This is a genomic window from Ruegeria sp. CDSC079 (genome assembly GCF_059610505.1).
Genome location: NZ_JBXWNT010000008.1, coordinates 76,165 through 91,360 on the forward strand (window position 1 = coordinate 76,165; position 15,196 = coordinate 91,360).

Annotated in this window: 15 protein-coding genes; 11 read left to right on the forward strand and 4 right to left on the reverse strand. The window is 57.9% G+C overall.

The annotated features are described in order from the left end of the window. Positions 1 to 35: 35 nt before the first annotated feature. Positions 36 to 524 (reverse strand): DUF3576 domain-containing protein, encoded by a 489-nt coding sequence (locus AC2FIC_RS15635; RefSeq protein ID WP_142637277.1) that lies wholly within the window; start codon positions 522 to 524, stop codon positions 36 to 38. Positions 525 to 807: 283 nt separating this feature from the next. Between AC2FIC_RS15635 and AC2FIC_RS15640 the strand changes: the two genes are divergently transcribed. Next, positions 808 to 1,845: a porin gene (locus tag AC2FIC_RS15640; RefSeq protein WP_496692521.1), complete on the forward strand. Its 1,038-nt coding sequence runs from the start codon at positions 808 to 810 to the stop codon at positions 1,843 to 1,845. Positions 1,846 to 1,947: 102 nt separating this feature from the next. Next, entirely contained in the window at positions 1,948 to 2,607 is a 660-nt protein-coding gene (locus tag AC2FIC_RS15645) for a YggS family pyridoxal phosphate-dependent enzyme (RefSeq protein ID WP_142637099.1), read from the forward strand. Here AC2FIC_RS15645 and AC2FIC_RS15650 read toward each other — a convergent pair. Together AC2FIC_RS15650 and ribA are read right to left on the reverse strand one after the other, a co-directional pair. Then, the gene (locus AC2FIC_RS15650) at positions 2,591 to 3,091 is read right to left on the reverse strand and encodes a L,D-transpeptidase family protein (RefSeq protein ID WP_496677835.1); all 501 of its coding nucleotides are present in this window, start codon (positions 3,089 to 3,091) and stop codon (positions 2,591 to 2,593) included. The two genes, AC2FIC_RS15645 and AC2FIC_RS15650, sit on opposite strands and share 17 nt — an antisense overlap. Continuing rightward, positions 3,088 to 4,182, reverse strand: coding sequence for a GTP cyclohydrolase II (ribA, locus tag AC2FIC_RS15655; RefSeq protein ID WP_496689928.1), 1,095 nt, complete (start codon positions 4,180 to 4,182; stop codon positions 3,088 to 3,090). The genes AC2FIC_RS15650 and ribA overlap by 4 nt, the downstream gene beginning before the upstream one ends. 163 nt (positions 4,183 to 4,345) lie before the next feature. Between ribA and AC2FIC_RS15660 the strand changes: the two genes are divergently transcribed. The 6 genes from AC2FIC_RS15660 to AC2FIC_RS15685 all read left to right on the forward strand — a co-directional run bounded on the left by AC2FIC_RS15660 (position 4,346) and on the right by AC2FIC_RS15685 (position 8,354). After that, complete coding sequence (locus AC2FIC_RS15660; RefSeq protein ID WP_142637092.1) at positions 4,346 to 5,032, forward strand: response regulator transcription factor; 687 nt, start codon at positions 4,346 to 4,348, stop codon at positions 5,030 to 5,032. A gap of 228 nt (positions 5,033 to 5,260) precedes the next feature. Beyond that, positions 5,261 to 5,653 carry a GFA family protein gene (locus tag AC2FIC_RS15665; RefSeq protein ID WP_496692520.1) on the forward strand — a complete coding sequence of 131 codons (393 nt, stop codon included), beginning with the start codon at positions 5,261 to 5,263 and terminating at the stop codon, positions 5,651 to 5,653. 71 nt (positions 5,654 to 5,724) lie between these two features. After that, complete coding sequence (locus AC2FIC_RS15670) at positions 5,725 to 6,513, forward strand: exodeoxyribonuclease III (RefSeq protein ID WP_496692519.1); 789 nt, start codon at positions 5,725 to 5,727, stop codon at positions 6,511 to 6,513. 75 nt (positions 6,514 to 6,588) lie between these two features. Next, positions 6,589 to 7,503 carry a thioredoxin gene (gene trxA / locus AC2FIC_RS15675; protein ID WP_496692518.1) on the forward strand — a complete coding sequence of 305 codons (915 nt, stop codon included), beginning with the start codon at positions 6,589 to 6,591 and terminating at the stop codon, positions 7,501 to 7,503. A gap of 27 nt (positions 7,504 to 7,530) precedes the next feature. Beyond that, the gene (locus AC2FIC_RS15680; RefSeq protein ID WP_496692517.1) at positions 7,531 to 8,172 is read left to right on the forward strand and encodes an LON peptidase substrate-binding domain-containing protein; all 642 of its coding nucleotides are present in this window, start codon (positions 7,531 to 7,533) and stop codon (positions 8,170 to 8,172) included. After that, the gene (locus AC2FIC_RS15685; protein WP_142637084.1) at positions 8,169 to 8,354 is read left to right on the forward strand and encodes a Trm112 family protein; all 186 of its coding nucleotides are present in this window, start codon (positions 8,169 to 8,171) and stop codon (positions 8,352 to 8,354) included. Before AC2FIC_RS15680 ends, AC2FIC_RS15685 begins: the two co-directional genes overlap by 4 nt. Here AC2FIC_RS15685 and AC2FIC_RS15690 read toward each other — a convergent pair. Continuing rightward, positions 8,351 to 9,577 (reverse strand): FAD-dependent monooxygenase, encoded by a 1,227-nt coding sequence (locus AC2FIC_RS15690; RefSeq protein WP_496692578.1) that lies wholly within the window; start codon positions 9,575 to 9,577, stop codon positions 8,351 to 8,353. The two genes, AC2FIC_RS15685 and AC2FIC_RS15690, sit on opposite strands and share 4 nt — an antisense overlap. 89 nt (positions 9,578 to 9,666) lie before the next feature. On the opposite strand from AC2FIC_RS15690, the gene AC2FIC_RS15695 reads away from it, so the two are divergent. The 3 genes from AC2FIC_RS15695 (at position 9,667) to AC2FIC_RS15705 (ending at position 15,187) form a co-directional block, all read left to right on the forward strand. After that, a complete protein-coding gene (locus AC2FIC_RS15695) occupies positions 9,667 to 10,995 on the forward strand; it encodes an amidase (protein ID WP_496692577.1) in 1,329 nt (442 codons plus the stop codon). 107 nt (positions 10,996 to 11,102) lie between these two features. Beyond that, complete coding sequence (locus AC2FIC_RS15700) at positions 11,103 to 12,284, forward strand: aminotransferase class I/II-fold pyridoxal phosphate-dependent enzyme (protein WP_496692516.1); 1,182 nt, start codon at positions 11,103 to 11,105, stop codon at positions 12,282 to 12,284. Between the two features lie 14 nt (positions 12,285 to 12,298). Next, a complete protein-coding gene (locus AC2FIC_RS15705) occupies positions 12,299 to 15,187 on the forward strand; it encodes a DNA translocase FtsK (protein WP_496692515.1) in 2,889 nt (962 codons plus the stop codon). The last annotated feature ends 9 nt before the right edge of the window (positions 15,188 to 15,196 follow it).

Genomic DNA, 15,196 nt, shown 5'->3' on the forward strand with positions numbered 1-15,196 from the left:
CCCGGCGTGGTAATATTGTGATTTGAAGCGGGTTGCTAGAGCTTGTTGTCCGCAATGCGCAGCTGACGGGCGCGGGACAGGATTGCATCTTCGATTGCGCGTGTGGTTGCCGCGCTGACCGGGGCACCCCCGCTGGTCTGCAGCGCAACCGACAAGGATCGTGCCGCCAGGGCGGGATCGCTGATGTGAACCGTGGCCCTGTATTGCCGTCCGCCACCCGGAGGCGTGCCGTAACCTGTTACGATTACACCGGTAAAGGGATCGACTTCCTGCACAGGCAGAAAGTTAAGGACATCCAGCGAGGCAGCCCACAGATAGCGGTTCACATTGGTAACCTGCTCGGCGTCTGCGGTGTTGAATACATCCCAGATCGTTGAGCGATTCGGATCGTTCAGCTCACGCTCGTCCGAGCGACCGCCATCCACATTGAGTGGCGTTGCACTGGGTTCTGCGTTGCGATTCTGTCCGCAAGCCGACACCGCGGCTGTCACTATGATCAAACCGAAAATTGTCTGCAGGCGCATGTTGGACAGGTTCCGTTTCGTTGGTTTTAGGTTATTCACGTTACTCCTAGACAAGGTCTGGTTCGTCAACAAGCTTAATCTTGTCACATCCAGAGCAGGCTTCGGGGTTGATTCAGTGGGCAAATCAGACTGTGGCATCCTTGCACCAATTCTAGGCCAATGCGCGTCAGTTTTTATGCCAAGCTTGCGTGACAGGGGCAAAAAGGGCGAAACGGTTCCCGTGCTGAGACATGTGCCTAAGCACGTGTCGAGTTAAAAAACTTTTGAAACCGAGGGAAACAAGATGAAAAAAGTTCTCTTCGCATCGACCGCACTGATTGCAACCGCAAGTGTTGCAGCGGCCGAAGTTAAGTTCAGCGGCTACGGCCGTTTTGGTATTGGTTATCAGGAGGACCGCACAGCGGCCACCACCACCACCACTACCACCACCACTACTGCAAGTAGTGCAACTGTTCAGAACGTTAACGTGTTCGCGAACGACACTGACGACGCAATCCTGGTCTCGCGCTTCCGCTTGAACATCGACGGCACAGCCGAAACCGATGGCGGCGTTGAGTTCTCGGCTCGTGTACGTCTGCAGGCTGACGAAGACTCGTCCACCGGCGAAGCCAACTCGGCTGGCCTGAACGGCGCGCGCTTCTCGGTCATCTACGGTGGTCTGCGTGTTGACGCCGGCAACGTTGCTGGTTCTTTCGACAACTTGGCAAACTACTACGGTAACGAGCCTGGCCTGGAAAACTTCATCGGTCAGTATTCTGCCGTTGACTATAGCTTCCTGGGTTACTCGTCGACCGGTTCGGGTTCGAACGCTGTGTTCTTCCAGTACGCAGTTGGTGATTTCGCCTTTGGTGCGTCGTACGACCAAGCAACTATCTTTAACGGTGGTGGCAGCACAACCGACGCGGATCGTTGGGACGTAAGCGCGACTTACACCTTCAACAACATCACTGCAGCGCTGGCCTATGGTCAAACTGACGCGGGCACTGGTGGCGACGATCCAAGCCTGCTGGTCTTCACCCTGGGTGCAGAATTCGGCGACTTCTCGGGTACGCTGTTTGTTGCTGACGATAAAACCGAAGTTGACGCCACCGACGGCACTGCTTGGGGTGTATCGGGTGCCTACAATGTTGGCGCCGCGACCACTCTGACCTTCGCCTACGGTGACGGTAACGCTGATGCGGACACGCAGCAGTACGGCATCGGCGCCATCTACGACCTGGGTGGCGGTGTATCGCTGCGCGGTGGTGTAGGTGTCAGCGACTGTGACGTCTGCGACGACTCGACCACACGTGCCGACTTTGGTGCACAGTTCAACTTCTAAGTTGATCTGAGCCGCAAGGTTTAAGGGCAGGTCTTCGGACCTGCCCTTTTCTTTTTGTCCGACATAGTGTTTTTCTTCGCCCATAACTGATCGAGGACCCAAATGTCGCTGCAAGAAATATCTGCCCGGATAACCAAAGCCGAAACTGCCTCGGGGCGGGACGTCGGGGCCGTGAAGCTGATCGCCGTGTCAAAGGTTCAGCCGAATGAGCGTGTAGCGGAAGTGCTTGCTTTAGGGCATCGCTGTTTTGGTGAAAACAGGGTTCAAGAAGCCGTCGGAAAATGGCCGGAATTCAAGCTGCAATATCCGGATGTCGATTTGCATCTGATTGGGCCGTTGCAAACGAACAAAGCCCGTCAGGCGTTGGATCTGTTCAGCACGATCCATTCTGTTGACCGCCCCAAACTGGCCAATACTCTGGCCCGGCTCGCGCAAGAGGTCGGCACTTGCCCGGACCTGTTCATTCAGGTCAATACCGGTGAAGAGGATCAAAAGGCAGGAATTCTGCCCACTGAGGCAGACGCATTTATTGCCGATTGCCGCGGGCTCGACCTTCCGATTCAGGGCCTGATGTGCATTCCACCTGTCGAGGAAGAGCCATCTCTGCATTTCGCCTTGCTTGCCAAGATAGCTGAACGCAATGGTCTGAAAGGGCTATCCATGGGGATGAGCAGCGATTTCGAGCAGGCCATTGCACTTGGCGCGACCCATGTGCGCGTCGGCTCGGCCATTTTCGGCGAACGAGTTAAGCCTGAGGGATAATCAGCCGCGTGCCTGGCTCGATTCGACGTGCGATCCACCGCAGATGGTCGCGCCGAAAGGCAACGCAGCCTTCTGTAGGAAAACCAGGCCGTCGCCATTGATGCAGGAAAATTGCTGAACCGCGCCCGGCCACCGCATTGGGCCAGTTCCAGTCAGTGATCAGAACCAGATCGTAAAGCGGGTCCGCGCGGCGGAGTTTTTCGTGGCTGAAAGGATAGGGTGCGCTGACCATATGATTGTACTGCGTGTCTTCCACATCATCTGACCAGAGGTCCTGAGGACCGATTGGGATGGCCCAAGGCGACGGTCTTGCGAGCCGGTCGGGCCGGTACAGCATACCAACGATGTTGAGGCAGCCGGTCGGCGTGGCGCCGTCCCCCTCACGCTTGCTGTTGCTTAACCCACCTTTCCCGATCGAACAGGGAAAATACCCGCCGCGAAAACGAACGCCGCGTCGGGTTAGAACCAGATCTGCGGGTGTCACAGCAAATGTCCCGACTTGGCTGCTTTGGTGGCCAGATAGTCGCGGTTATGGGCAGTTTCGCCGACTTTCAGCGGGACGCGTTCGGTGACGGCGATGCCGGTCTTCTCCATCATCGCGATCTTGGCGGGGTTGTTGGTCAACAGCCTTACGGAACTGAAGCCGAGCAATTTCAGGATATCCGAGCCCAGACGGAAATCGCGCTCGTCATCCTCGAACCCGAGACGGTGATTGGCCTCGACTGTATCGAACCCTTGATCCTGCAGGAAATAGGCGCGCATCTTGTTGGCCAAGCCAATCCCGCGGCCTTCCTGATTCAGATACAGAAGTACTCCTGCCCCTTCAGACCCCATCTGGGCCAGGGCCCCACGCAGTTGTGGGCCGCAATCACATTTCAGGCTGCCCATCAGATCACCGGTGAAGCAGGCCGAATGCAGCCGAGCCAATACCGGTTTGCTGCGGTCGGGGCGGCCGATCTCGATTGCGTAATGTTCCTCGCCGCCATCTTCAGGGCGAAAAACGTGCAGGCGCCCGGCTTCGGATACCTCCATCGGCAGTCGGGCGGCGACGACCTCATTCAAAATGCTTCGATCCGACAGATGTGGCGCGGCGCGGGTATGGTCAATACATGTCAGGCCATGTGCAGTAGCGAAGGTTCGGCCGTCGTGGACAGGAACAACGATTGCCGCCGGCAGAAGGTGGGCTGACTTGGTCAAAGCAATGGCAATGCGATGCAGATTGGCGTTGCCCTGACGCTCTGTCATCAGTGGGCCTTTCATAGGCGCGTTCAGATCGTCCGAGGGATCGGCCACCGCCTGTACCCAGGCAACATCGGCATCTGCCGGAACGATCACACGTGCCAGGTCACCGTCATAGGCCCGTGCCTTTAATGTCTCGGCCCGTCGGACAGTCACTGCGACAACAGGATCGCCACCCAGACCTTGCAAGTCGGCAAGCCGCTGTGCGCTCAGCGTTTCCGACGCAATGGCCAGTACGCTAAAGCCGGTGTCATCCGTCAGGGCGACCGGCAAGCCCATGCGCAGGTCAGCCCGTGCCCGAGCAAGCAGTTCCGAGATATCCGGGATAAGACTCATCTGTTGTTACCCTGTAACGATCAGCCCTTCATGTAGCCTGATCAAAAGGAAATGTGAAACAATTCCTCATCCTGAGACACGAGGGCGTGAAACGGTTGCAGCAAACCTTGTTGATTGCATCTTTCGCGCGCAAGTGGTGGAAAAGGGCTTAGGAGGACCGGATATGGCACAGCTAAAGAAAATCCTGCTAGTGGATGATGATGAGGATCTGCGCGAAGCGTTGAGCGAACAGCTCGTGATGACCGAGGATTTTGATGTATTCGAAGCGTCGGACGGGGCATCAGCCATGGAGCGGGCTCGCGAGGCGATTTACGATCTGGTCATTCTGGATGTTGGCTTGCCCGACACGGATGGGCGCGAGCTGTGCCGCCTGATGCGCAAGCAAGGTGTGAAAAGCCCGATCCTGATGCTGACCGGTCATGACAGTGACGCGGACACCATCCTGGGTCTGGATGCTGGTGCCAATGACTATGTTCCCAAGCCGTTCAAGTTTCCGGTCCTTCTGGCTCGTATCCGTGCGCAGCTTCGCCAGCATGAACAATCAGAAGACGCGGTATTTGTGCTCGGGCCTTATACGTTCAAGCCGGCGATGAAGATGCTGATCACCGACGAAGACCGCAAGATTCGCCTGACCGAGAAGGAAACCAATATCCTCAAGTTCCTGTACCGGTCCGCCGACGGTGTCGTCGCCCGTGACATTCTGCTGCATGAGGTCTGGGGCTATAATGCCGGTGTCACCACACATACGCTGGAAACTCATATCTATCGCCTGCGTCAGAAGATCGAGCCCGATCCATCCAACGCGCGCCTTTTGGTCACAGAATCGGGTGGATATCGCTTGGTATCGTAACTTGATGTGGATTGACTTGGATCAAAGTGATACCCTGTAGACATCTTTAAGTTACTCCCAACCCGTACATGTCCGGGTAATGACATGTACCTCCCTGTTGGACTGCCGGGCCTGATGGCCCGGCCTTTTTTGTTTGTGCTGCAAAATGTTTTGCGGCTCCTAGCGGATTGCGACAAAGTATATGTTCATGTAATGTTCTATTTCTGGAATGCAAAATTGGAGGCGAAAGTGATTCATGGAAGTTGCCTGTGTGGCGCCGTAAAATTCCAACTTACCAGTGAACCTTCGGTTATGGGAACATGCCATTGTTCGCGTTGTCGGAAGGCAGGTGCAAGCACTGTTGTCTTCGTCAAGAAAGATGATGTTGTTTGGCTGGACGGTAAGGACCGAGTTGTCACTTACCAGCCTGAACCGCCCTATAAATATGGCAGGTGTTTCTGCGATACCTGTGGGACGTCGCTTGGTGAAATTCTGGCTGATGCGGACAGTTTTCCGATTGCGGCTAATGCGCTGGACACTCCGTTTGATCTGAAAGTCCAGTTTCACGAATCCGTATCTGAGATACCGCATTGGTACGAGATTTGCGATGATGCGCCCCAATCATCAGGGCATCCGTCCTGATATTTTCTTTTACGATGGCACCTGAGAATGCGCCGCGTTAGGGTGCGCCAACCGCGACAGAGGAGTCCCCTATGCCTTTTACTCTTGCCACATGGAACATCAACTCGGTCCGCCTGCGCGAGCCTATCGTGCTGAAATTGTTGCGCGAAGAGGCGCCGGATGTTCTGTGCCTGCAGGAATGCAAGTCTCCGGTGGACAAGATCCCCACCGAAGGGTTCGCCGAACTGGGTTACACTCACATGGTTGCGCGCGGGCAAAAGGGCTACAACGGCGTTGCGATCCTGTCTCGCCTGCCGATGGTCGAGGCGGGCGACATGGATTTCGCAGATCTCGGCCATGCGCGCCATATCGCGGGGCGGCTGGAAAACGGTGTGACGATCCACAATTTCTATGTGCCTGCGGGCGGGGATGTGCCGGATCGTGAGGTGAATGAGAAATTTGGCCAGAAGCTGGATTACCTGACCGATATGCGTGACTGGTTCCACGCGGAAAAGCCGGAAAAATCCATTCTGGTTGGTGATCTGAACATCGCTCCGCGTGAGGATGATGTCTGGTCGCACAAACAGTTGCTCAAGGTCGTTTCGCATACACCGGTCGAGGTCGAGGCTTTGGCCGAAACACAGGACTCAGGCGGTTGGGTCGATGTCACCCGGCAGGACATCCCCGAAGGGCAGCTTTATAGCTGGTGGTCCTACCGCGCGCGGGATTGGGACGTGGCCGACAAGGGGCGGCGGCTGGATCACGTCTGGGCGACGCCGGATATCTCGAATGCAGGCCATTCCAGCCGCGTTCTGCGCAACGCGCGCGGGTGGGAAAAGCCCAGTGATCACGCCCCGGTCTTTGCGACCTTTGACGTCTGACGTGAAACTCTGCCCTTGGTTTCCGGGTCAAGCGACTGCATATAGAGCGCAAGTTTAATCGAAAGAGTGACAGCCATGGACCTTCTGAACGGCGCAGACACCCCCGCCACCGATCTGATCAAGGACGGGACCGAAGCCACTTTCATGGCGGATGTGGTCGAAGCCTCGCAGGACGTGCCGGTCATCGTTGATTTCTGGGCGCCGTGGTGCGGCCCGTGCAAAACGCTTGGCCCGCTGTTGGAAGAGGCTGTGACCGCCGCCAAGGGTGCGGTCAAGATGGTCAAAGTCAATGTGGACGAGGCGCAGATGATAGCCTCACAGATGCGCGTTCAGTCTATCCCGACCGTGTATGCCTTTCACAAAGGCCAACCGATCGACGGATTTCAGGGCGCAGTGCCCGGATCCGAGATCAAAGCATTTGTCGATCGCGTGATCGAGGCGACAGGCGGCGAAAGCCCGGGTGGTCAACTGGGCGATGCTGTCGAGGCTGCCGAAGAAATGTTGACTGAAGGTGCCGCGGCGGATGCTGCACAGACCTTTGCCGCCATTCTGGGCGAAGATCCCAACCATGCCGCTGCCTATGGCGGGCTGGTACGCGCGCATATCGCCACTGGCGATTTGGAGCAGGCCGAGGCAATTTTGAACGGTGCCCCGGCGGAGATTTCCACATCGCCAGAGCTTGAAGCGGCAAACGCACAGTTGGAACTGGCCAAGCAAGCGGCAGATGCCGGCCCGGTGGCCGAATTGACCGCAGCGGTTGAGGCCGATCCTGACAATCATCAGGCACGGTTCGATCTGGCGCAGGCCCTGCATGCCAATGGCGAGGTTGAAGAGGCGGTGGCGCAGCTGCTGGAAATGTTCCGCCGCGACCGTGAATGGAACGACGGCGCGGCCAAGTCTCAGCTGTTCACGATATTTGATGCGCTCAAACCTAATGATCCGATTGTTCTGAACGGGCGGCGCAAGCTCAGCTCGATGATATTTGCCTAATTCTGGATCAGAGCTACACTCGGGTACATGATGCATCCCGCTGATCTGCCGGAAACGGTATCCGTTTTCCCTTTGCCCGGGGCGCTGTTGCTGCCCCGATCGCGCTTGCCGCTGCATATATTTGAGCCGCGCTATCTGCAGATGCTGGACGACGCTTTGAAAACCCAGGAACGGTTGATCGGGTTGGTTCAACCGAATCCCTGTCAAAGCAACGAAAACAAGCTGCACCAAATTGGCTGCGCGGGGCGGGTGACGCAGTTTTCCGAAACTGAAGACGGCCGCTATCTGATCACTCTGACTGGCATCTCCCGGTTCCGTATTCAGGCCGAGTTGGATGCATTTACCCCATACCGCCGTTGTAACGTGACCTGGCGCGGGTTTGACCGTGATCTTGGCAAGGTCGAGCACGACGAGGGGTTTGATCGCGTGGGGCTTATGAAGCTGTTGGAAAAGTTCTTTTCGTCGCGAAAGTTGTCGGCTGATTGGGATATGTTGAAAGACGCGAATGATGAACTGCTTGTGAATTCGCTGTCGATGTTGCTGGATTTTGATCCGGAAGAAAAACAAGCCTTGCTAGAGGCTCCCTGTTTGCGCACCCGGCGCGAGACTTTGGTGACACTGATTGAATTCGCCATGCGCGGCGGAGCGAATGAGGAAACACTACAATGACCACCGTTGAACACGCTTTTGACCGCCACATGCTTGAGGCGCTAATTTGTCCAAAGACGCATACAACGCTGCATTATGACGCTGAAAAACAGGAACTGGTGTCAAAAGCGGCGGGTTTGGCCTTTCCGATCCGCAATGGCATTCCCGTCATGTTGGTGGATGAGGCGCGAGAGCTGGACTAGATCGCCCGACCCTGCAGTAGTTTTGGCAGGTCCCCAGTCAGGCCAGCGGCCTCGCGCACGAAACCGCGACGCAGGCCGGGTAGTGACCCGACGACGCCCATCCCGATATCCCGTCCGATCCGTAGTAGAGGATTGTCGTTGGAAAACAGCTTGTTGAACACATCCGTCGCCATCGCCAAAGACGCGGTATCAAACCGTCGCCATTCCTGAAAACGCTCCAAAACCAGTGGCGAACTAATATCTTCCCCGCGCCGTCCGGCCAGGGTCAGCACCTCGGCCAGGGCGCCCACGTCGCGCAGGCCCGCATTCAGGCCTTGGCCTGCAATCGGGTGCATTCCATGGGCTGCGTCTCCGACCAGTGCCATCCGTTCTCCGATGAAAGAGTTGGCGATGGTCAGGTTCAGCGGATAGGTAAACCGATCTCCGGCCAGACGGATTTCGCCCAGGAAATCGCCGAATCTGGGGCGCAGGACCTGCAGATAGTCCTCCTCGGGCAGGGCGTTGATGCGCTTGGCCATTTCTGTTCGCTCGCTCCAGACGATAGAGCTGCGATTGCCGGTTAGAGGCAGAATGGCCAAAGGGCCGGGTGGCATGAAGAACTGATGCGCGATGCCATGATGCGGCAAGTCATGTTCGATGGCGCAGACGAGCGCGGTCTGCCCGTAATCCCATCCTGTGCGTTTGATCCCGGCACGTTCCGCTGTGCCGCTGCGACGCCCATCGCATCCGATCAGCAGCGCACCCTTGACGACCACGCCATCATCCAATGTCAGGCTGACGCCTGTTCCCGAGGTCTGCTGTGACACTACCGTCTTGCCGCTGATCTGGGTAATGGCCTTTTCCGCGGCCATCGCGTCCAGAAAGGCACGGCGCAGGTGGCGGTCTTCGACCATAAAGCCCATCGGACCTTCTTCGATCTCGGCATGGTCGAAATGCATGAAAAACGGCGACGGGCCAGCGCCTGCATGGCCATCGGTGACCTTGATTTCGAGCATTGGCTGCGCGTGTTTGGCAACCCGTGTCCAAACCCCAATCGCCTCTAGCAGGCGCTGCGAGGCCAGGGCCAACGCATAGGCTCTGCCGTCAAAAGCCGCATTTTTGCGAACCTTTTCGGCCAGCGCGTCAATGACGGTAACTCTGTGCCCTGTTTGTGCCAGTGCCAAAGCCAAAGCAGGGCCATTCAGGCCGCCGCCGACGATCAGGATATCCGAGCTCTGTTCCATGCTGCGCACTATGCGCGCCCATTCGGGATTGTCCATGTGCGGTCCTGTCGCTACCGTCGCTGGGAATGCAGAAATCGAAGGGGGCAGTGATGCAGGATTGGTTGTCGATGACGGCTTGTGATCTGGGTCGGGGCATTGGCATGGGCCAGATTGACCCGGTTGAACTGACAGAGACCTTTCTGACTGCGATAGCAGCCCACCCGCATCGCGACCGAATCTATGCCCGCGTGACCGAAGCGCGCGCCCGAGCCGAGGCTGAGGCGGCGCAGGAACGGGCCAAGCTGGGATTGCGCCGATCATTGTTGGATGGGGTGCCGATCAGTTGGAAAGACCTGTTCGATACTGCCGAGACTGCCACCGAGGCAGGAACGGCACTGCTGAAAGACCGGGTTCCTAAAACTGATGCAGTCGTGCTGCGAAATGCCAGTGCCATGGGCGCTGTATGCCTTGGCAAAACCCATATGAGCGAGCTGGCTTTCTCGGGTCTGGGCCTGAACCCGATCACCGGAACACCGCCCTGCATAGATGATGAGGATGCGGTTCCCGGCGGTTCATCCTCGGGGGCTGCGGCTTCCGTGGCTTGGGGGTTGGCAGCTTGCGCGATCGGCTCGGATACCGGTGGGTCAGTGCGGATACCGTCAGCCTGGAACAATCTGGTCGGGCTGAAAACCACTGCCGGGCGGGTCAGCCTGGAGGGTACAGTCCCGTTGTGCCTGCGGTTTGATACCGTTGGGCCGCTGGCCCGCTCGGTCGAGGATGCGACCCATATGCTGGCCATGCTGGAGGGCGGTACGCCCGCTGATTTGCGCGGAGCCAATCTAGAGGGGCGTCGTTTTGCGGATTTACAGACTGTCGCCAAGGATGATTTGCGCGCAGAACCGCGTGTCGCTTACGAGGATGCCCTGGATCGGTTGCGTGAGGCCGGTGCAGATATCCTGCCTCTTGAGGTCCCTGAACTAGCCGACGCGATGGGGCTGTCGGGGGTTCTTTACACCACCGAAGCCTATGGCCTGTGGCGCGATGTGATCGAGGCCAACCCAGATGTGATGTATCCCGAAATACTCGAACGGTTCCGTGCTGGACGAAATGCTTCGGGCCCCGATTATGTTGCAGCCTGGTCAAGGCTGAAGGCGTGTCGCGGTGCATGGGACGTGGCCACTGCCGGGTTTGACGCCGTTTTGGCCCCAACTGCACCGATCCTGCCGCCCAATCTTGAACGGCTGATGAGCGATCATGACTATTACGTCACCGAAAACCTGCTGGCTTTGCGGAACACCCGGATCGGCAACCTCATGGGGCTGGCAGCGCTGACCTTGCCGACCGGAAAACCGGGCTGCGGGCTGATGATGATGGGTTATCCGGGGTCCGAAGAGGCGCTTTTGCGGCTTGGTTCCGCGGCCGAGGCCGCATTGGCCTGAATGCCACAATCCCCTGATTCGGCACCGCTTTGTCTGGACGAAGCCCCGCCCGGCCTGTAACCTGCTTGAAAACGGGGCGAAATGATCCCGATATTGAGGCAGTAGTTATGAATTTCCCCGAGCGGTTTTCGAACCTTCCGGAATACGCATTCCCGCGCCTGCGCACCCTGTTGGATCATCACCAACCGGGCGGTGAAGTGATTCACATGACCATTGGTGCGCCGATGCACGCTTTTCCGGCCTGGGTCAGCGACGTGATTGCGGAAAATGCTGCCGGTTTTCAGGGATATCCGCCGAATGAGGGCTCGGCCGAGCTGCGCGGTGCGATCACTGACTGGATTGCACGCCGTTATGGCGTCACGATGGATCCGGACACGCAGGTTATGGCCCTGAACGGGACGCGCGAAGGGTTGTATAACGCCGCCATGGCGCTGTGCCCCGAACAGAAATACGGACAAAAACCGGTCGTTCTGTGCCCGAACCCGTTCTATCAGGTCTATATGGTTGCCTCGATCTCGGTCGGGGCTGATCCGGTTTTTGTCCCGGCCACGGCGGCCACAGATCATCTGCCGGACTATGCGGGATTGCCCACGGATGTGCTGAACCGCACTGTCGCCGCTTATATCTGCTCACCAGCCAACCCGCAGGGCGCAGTTGCCACGCGCGAATATTGGGCCGAGTTGATCCGGCTGGCTGAGACATATGATTTCCGTATCTTCGCCGATGAATGCTATTCCGAGATCTACCGTGACACAGCGCCTACAGGTGTTCTGACGGTCGCAAAGGAACTGGGCGCTGATCCTGAACGGATCACCCTGTTCAACTCGCTGTCAAAGCGGTCGAACGTGGCCGGGCTGCGGTCTGGCCTGATTGCAGGCGGGCCGGAAACGATCAAGCGGGTCAAGCAGTTACGCAATTATGCAGGCGCGCCATTGCCGCTGCCGTTGCAGGCCGCCGCCGCAAGGCTCTGGGCCGATGAGGCGCATGTGGACGAGAATCGCGCGCTCTATCAGGAAAAATACGCCATCGCAGACCAGGTGTTTGCAGGCATCCAGGGCTATATGCCGCCCGAGGCAGGGTTCTTTCTGTGGCTGCCGGTCGAGAATGGCGAGGAAACCGCATTGAAACTGTGGCAGCAGACCGGAGTTCGGGTGCTGCCGGGGGCATATCTTTCTCAAGGTGATCCGGGGCAAAACCCGGGCGAGCAATTTATCCGGGTCGCTATGGTGGCCCCAAAAACAGAGATGCGGCAGGGGCTGATCACGCTCCGCGACTGCATTTATTCGTGAGGTACGAGGGCAAAATGGCATCATATAACGCGCGCAACCGCGATCCATTGCTGGACAGCACGACTCAGGCCGCCATCGAGAGGCGCAGCAAAGAGTTGATCGGCATCGCCCTGATCCTACTTGGGTTGGCTTCGGCGGCAATGATCTGGTCCTACACACCGGATGACCCGAACTGGATGGTGTCGACGGATGCACCAGTGCAAAACTGGATGGGGCGTGTTGGTGCCTCGATCGCGGCGCCATTGTTCATGATTGTCGGTTGGGGCAGTTGGAGCATCGCGTTGGTGTTGATCGGCTGGGGTGTGCGTTTTGCCGGGCATTTCGGTGAAGATCGTGCCGTCGCGCGCCTGATATTTGCACCGATCTGGATCGCCATTGTCTCGGTCTATGCGGCGACATTAGTGCCGGGTGAGGCTTGGCGCGTAACGCATAGTTTTGGTCTGGGTGGATTGTTTGGGGATACGGTCATGGGTGCCTTCCTGACCTTGTTGCCCATATCCTCGCATTTTATTGTCAAGCTGATGTCTCTGGCGATGGCTATTGGGATGCTGACGCTGGGTGTGTTTGTTCTTGGTTTCACCAAGGACGACGTGCGCAAGGGGATTCGTGCCTTTCTGCTGGGGCTGGTCATGTCCTATGACATACTGATGAATCTGCTGGGCCGTGGGGCTGCCGCAACAGCGGAGGCTGCGCGCGAACGTCGTGCCCAATGGGACGAACGCAAGATGGCCCGCGCCGAAGGGGCCGTGTTCGACGACGAGATTGCCTTTGCGGACCCTGTTTTCGACGAGCCACTTCTGGAAGCGCCCGAACCGGTAAAGACCGGCCTTCTGTCGCGCATTCCTGATCTGATCCGTCGCCCGGACCCTATGCCCGAACCCGAGCTGATCGACCGTGAACCTGTCGCGGGTTACGAGGAAATGCCGGGCGAGGACCGTATCCGTTCAAAGATTTCTGCCGCCGTGCGCAACCGTAAGGTTGCAGTCGGAGAGATGGCTCCTGAGCCCGATCCCGACCTGCCGCTGACCAAAGGGCGGGGCCGTGGACCTGATCCGTTGATCCTGAATGCAGGTCATGCCGACGAACTGCCGCCAGAGCCGCCAGTGACATCAACCGGGCTGCCGCCCGAGCCGATGCTGTCAGCGAAGCCTGAAACAGAATGGCAGGAACCGCTGCATCAGGATTTTGCGCCCGAGCCAGATTTCGATGACGAGGCCGTTTTCGAGGATGACGCCGATGAGATGCCGCAAGCCCGCCCAGCGATGAAAATCCCCGTGGCCGAGCCGCGTAAGCCTGTGGTTGCGCAACCCGTGCGCCGCACCCCGCCGCCCTCGCGCCGGGCCCAGGCCGAGGCGCAGCCCGCGTTGTCGTTCGAGGAAAAGCACTCCGATTTCGAACTGCCTCCGCTGGGCCTGCTGTCCAACCCCTCCAGCATTCAGCGCCATCACCTGAGCGATGAGGCCCTGGAAGAGAATGCGCGGATGTTGGAAAATGTGCTGGATGACTATGGCGTCAAAGGTGAGATCGTCAGCGTCCGCCCCGGTCCGGTTGTCACCATGTACGAACTTGAGCCGGCTCCGGGTTTGAAAGCCAGCCGCGTTATTGGTCTGTCGGATGACATTGCCCGCTCGATGTCGGCCCTGTCGGCGCGGGTTTCGACCCTGCCGGGCCGCTCGGTCATCGGGATCGAACTGCCCAATGAAAACCGTGAAATGGTGGTGCTGCGCGAAATCCTTTCGAGCCGTGACTTCGGAGACGGCAATCAGGCGCTGCCTTTGGCGCTGGGCAAGGATATCGGCGGTGAATCCGTTGTGGCCAATCTGGCCAAGATGCCCCACCTGCTGATCGCGGGGACCACCGGTTCCGGTAAATCGGTGGCGATCAACACGATGATCCTGTCGCTGCTGTATAAGCTGACGCCGGATGAATGCCGCCTGATCATGATCGACCCCAAGATGCTGGAATTGTCGGTCTATGACGGCATCCCGCATCTGCTTTCTCCGGTTGTGACAGACCCGAAGAAGGCGGTTGTCGCCTTGAAATGGGTCGTGGGCGAGATGGAGGATCGCTATCGCAAAATGTCCAAGATGGGTGTGCGTAACATCGCGGGCTATAACGGCCGGGTGAAAGACGCGCTGTCAAAGGGCGAGATGTTCAGCCGCACGGTCCAGACCGGTTTTGACGACGAAACGGGTGAACCGATGTTCGAGACCGAGGAATTCGCACCCGAGTCGATGCCCTATATCGTTGTTATTGTCGACGAGATGGCCGACCTGATGATGGTCGCGGGCAAAGAGATCGAGGCCTGCATCCAACGTCTGGCGCAGATGGCGCGGGCCTCGGGTATCCACCTGATCATGGCCACGCAGCGCCCCTCGGTCGATGTGATTACCGGCACGATCAAGGCGAACTTTCCGACCCGGATTTCCTTCCAGGTGACGTCAAAGATCGATAGCCGCACCATTCTTGGTGAAATGGGCGCCGAACAACTGCTGGGGCAGGGTGACATGCTGTATATGGCGGGTGGTGCGAAGATCACACGTTGCCACGGTCCGTTTGTCTCGGATGAAGAGGTCGAGGAAATCGTCAACCATCTGAAGCAATTCGGCCCGCCGGATTATATGAGCGGTGTGGTCGATGGACCGACCGAGGAAAAGGCTGATAATATCGACGCTGTTCTGGGTTTGAACACCGGGGGCAACACCAATGGCGAAGACGCCCTTTACGATCAGGCTGTGGCGATTGTGATCAAGGATCGCAAATGCTCGACCTCGTATATCCAGCGGAAACTTGCCATTGGCTATAACAAAGCTGCGCGTCTGGTTGAGCAGATGGAGGATGAAGGCATTGTTTCATCGGCAAATCACGTCGGAAAACGCGAAATCCTGGTGCCAGAGCAATAGGATATTTAA

Excerpts from the sequence above, each read along its gene's own strand:
- AC2FIC_RS15640 (WP_496692521.1), top strand. The coding sequence starts at position 808 with ATGAAAAAAGTTCTCTTCGCATCGACCGCACTGATTGCAACCGCAAGT.
- AC2FIC_RS15695 (WP_496692577.1), top strand. The coding sequence starts at position 9,667 with ATGCAGGATTGGTTGTCGATGACGGCTTGTGATCTGGGTCGGGGCATT.
- trxA (WP_496692518.1), top strand. The coding sequence starts at position 6,589 with ATGGACCTTCTGAACGGCGCAGACACCCCCGCCACCGATCTGATCAAG.
- AC2FIC_RS15635 (WP_142637277.1), bottom strand. The coding sequence starts at position 524 with ATGCGCCTGCAGACAATTTTCGGTTTGATCATAGTGACAGCCGCGGTG.
- AC2FIC_RS15705 (WP_496692515.1), top strand. The coding sequence starts at position 12,299 with ATGGCATCATATAACGCGCGCAACCGCGATCCATTGCTGGACAGCACG.
- AC2FIC_RS15685 (WP_142637084.1), top strand. The coding sequence starts at position 8,169 with ATGACCACCGTTGAACACGCTTTTGACCGCCACATGCTTGAGGCGCTA.
- AC2FIC_RS15645 (WP_142637099.1), top strand. The coding sequence starts at position 1,948 with ATGTCGCTGCAAGAAATATCTGCCCGGATAACCAAAGCCGAAACTGCC.
- AC2FIC_RS15660 (WP_142637092.1), top strand. The coding sequence starts at position 4,346 with ATGGCACAGCTAAAGAAAATCCTGCTAGTGGATGATGATGAGGATCTG.
- AC2FIC_RS15680 (WP_496692517.1), top strand. The coding sequence starts at position 7,531 with ATGATGCATCCCGCTGATCTGCCGGAAACGGTATCCGTTTTCCCTTTG.
- AC2FIC_RS15670 (WP_496692519.1), top strand. The coding sequence starts at position 5,725 with ATGCCTTTTACTCTTGCCACATGGAACATCAACTCGGTCCGCCTGCGC.
- ribA (WP_496689928.1), bottom strand. The coding sequence starts at position 4,182 with ATGAGTCTTATCCCGGATATCTCGGAACTGCTTGCTCGGGCACGGGCT.
- AC2FIC_RS15700 (WP_496692516.1), top strand. The coding sequence starts at position 11,103 with ATGAATTTCCCCGAGCGGTTTTCGAACCTTCCGGAATACGCATTCCCG.
- AC2FIC_RS15690 (WP_496692578.1), bottom strand. The coding sequence starts at position 9,577 with ATGGAACAGAGCTCGGATATCCTGATCGTCGGCGGCGGCCTGAATGGC.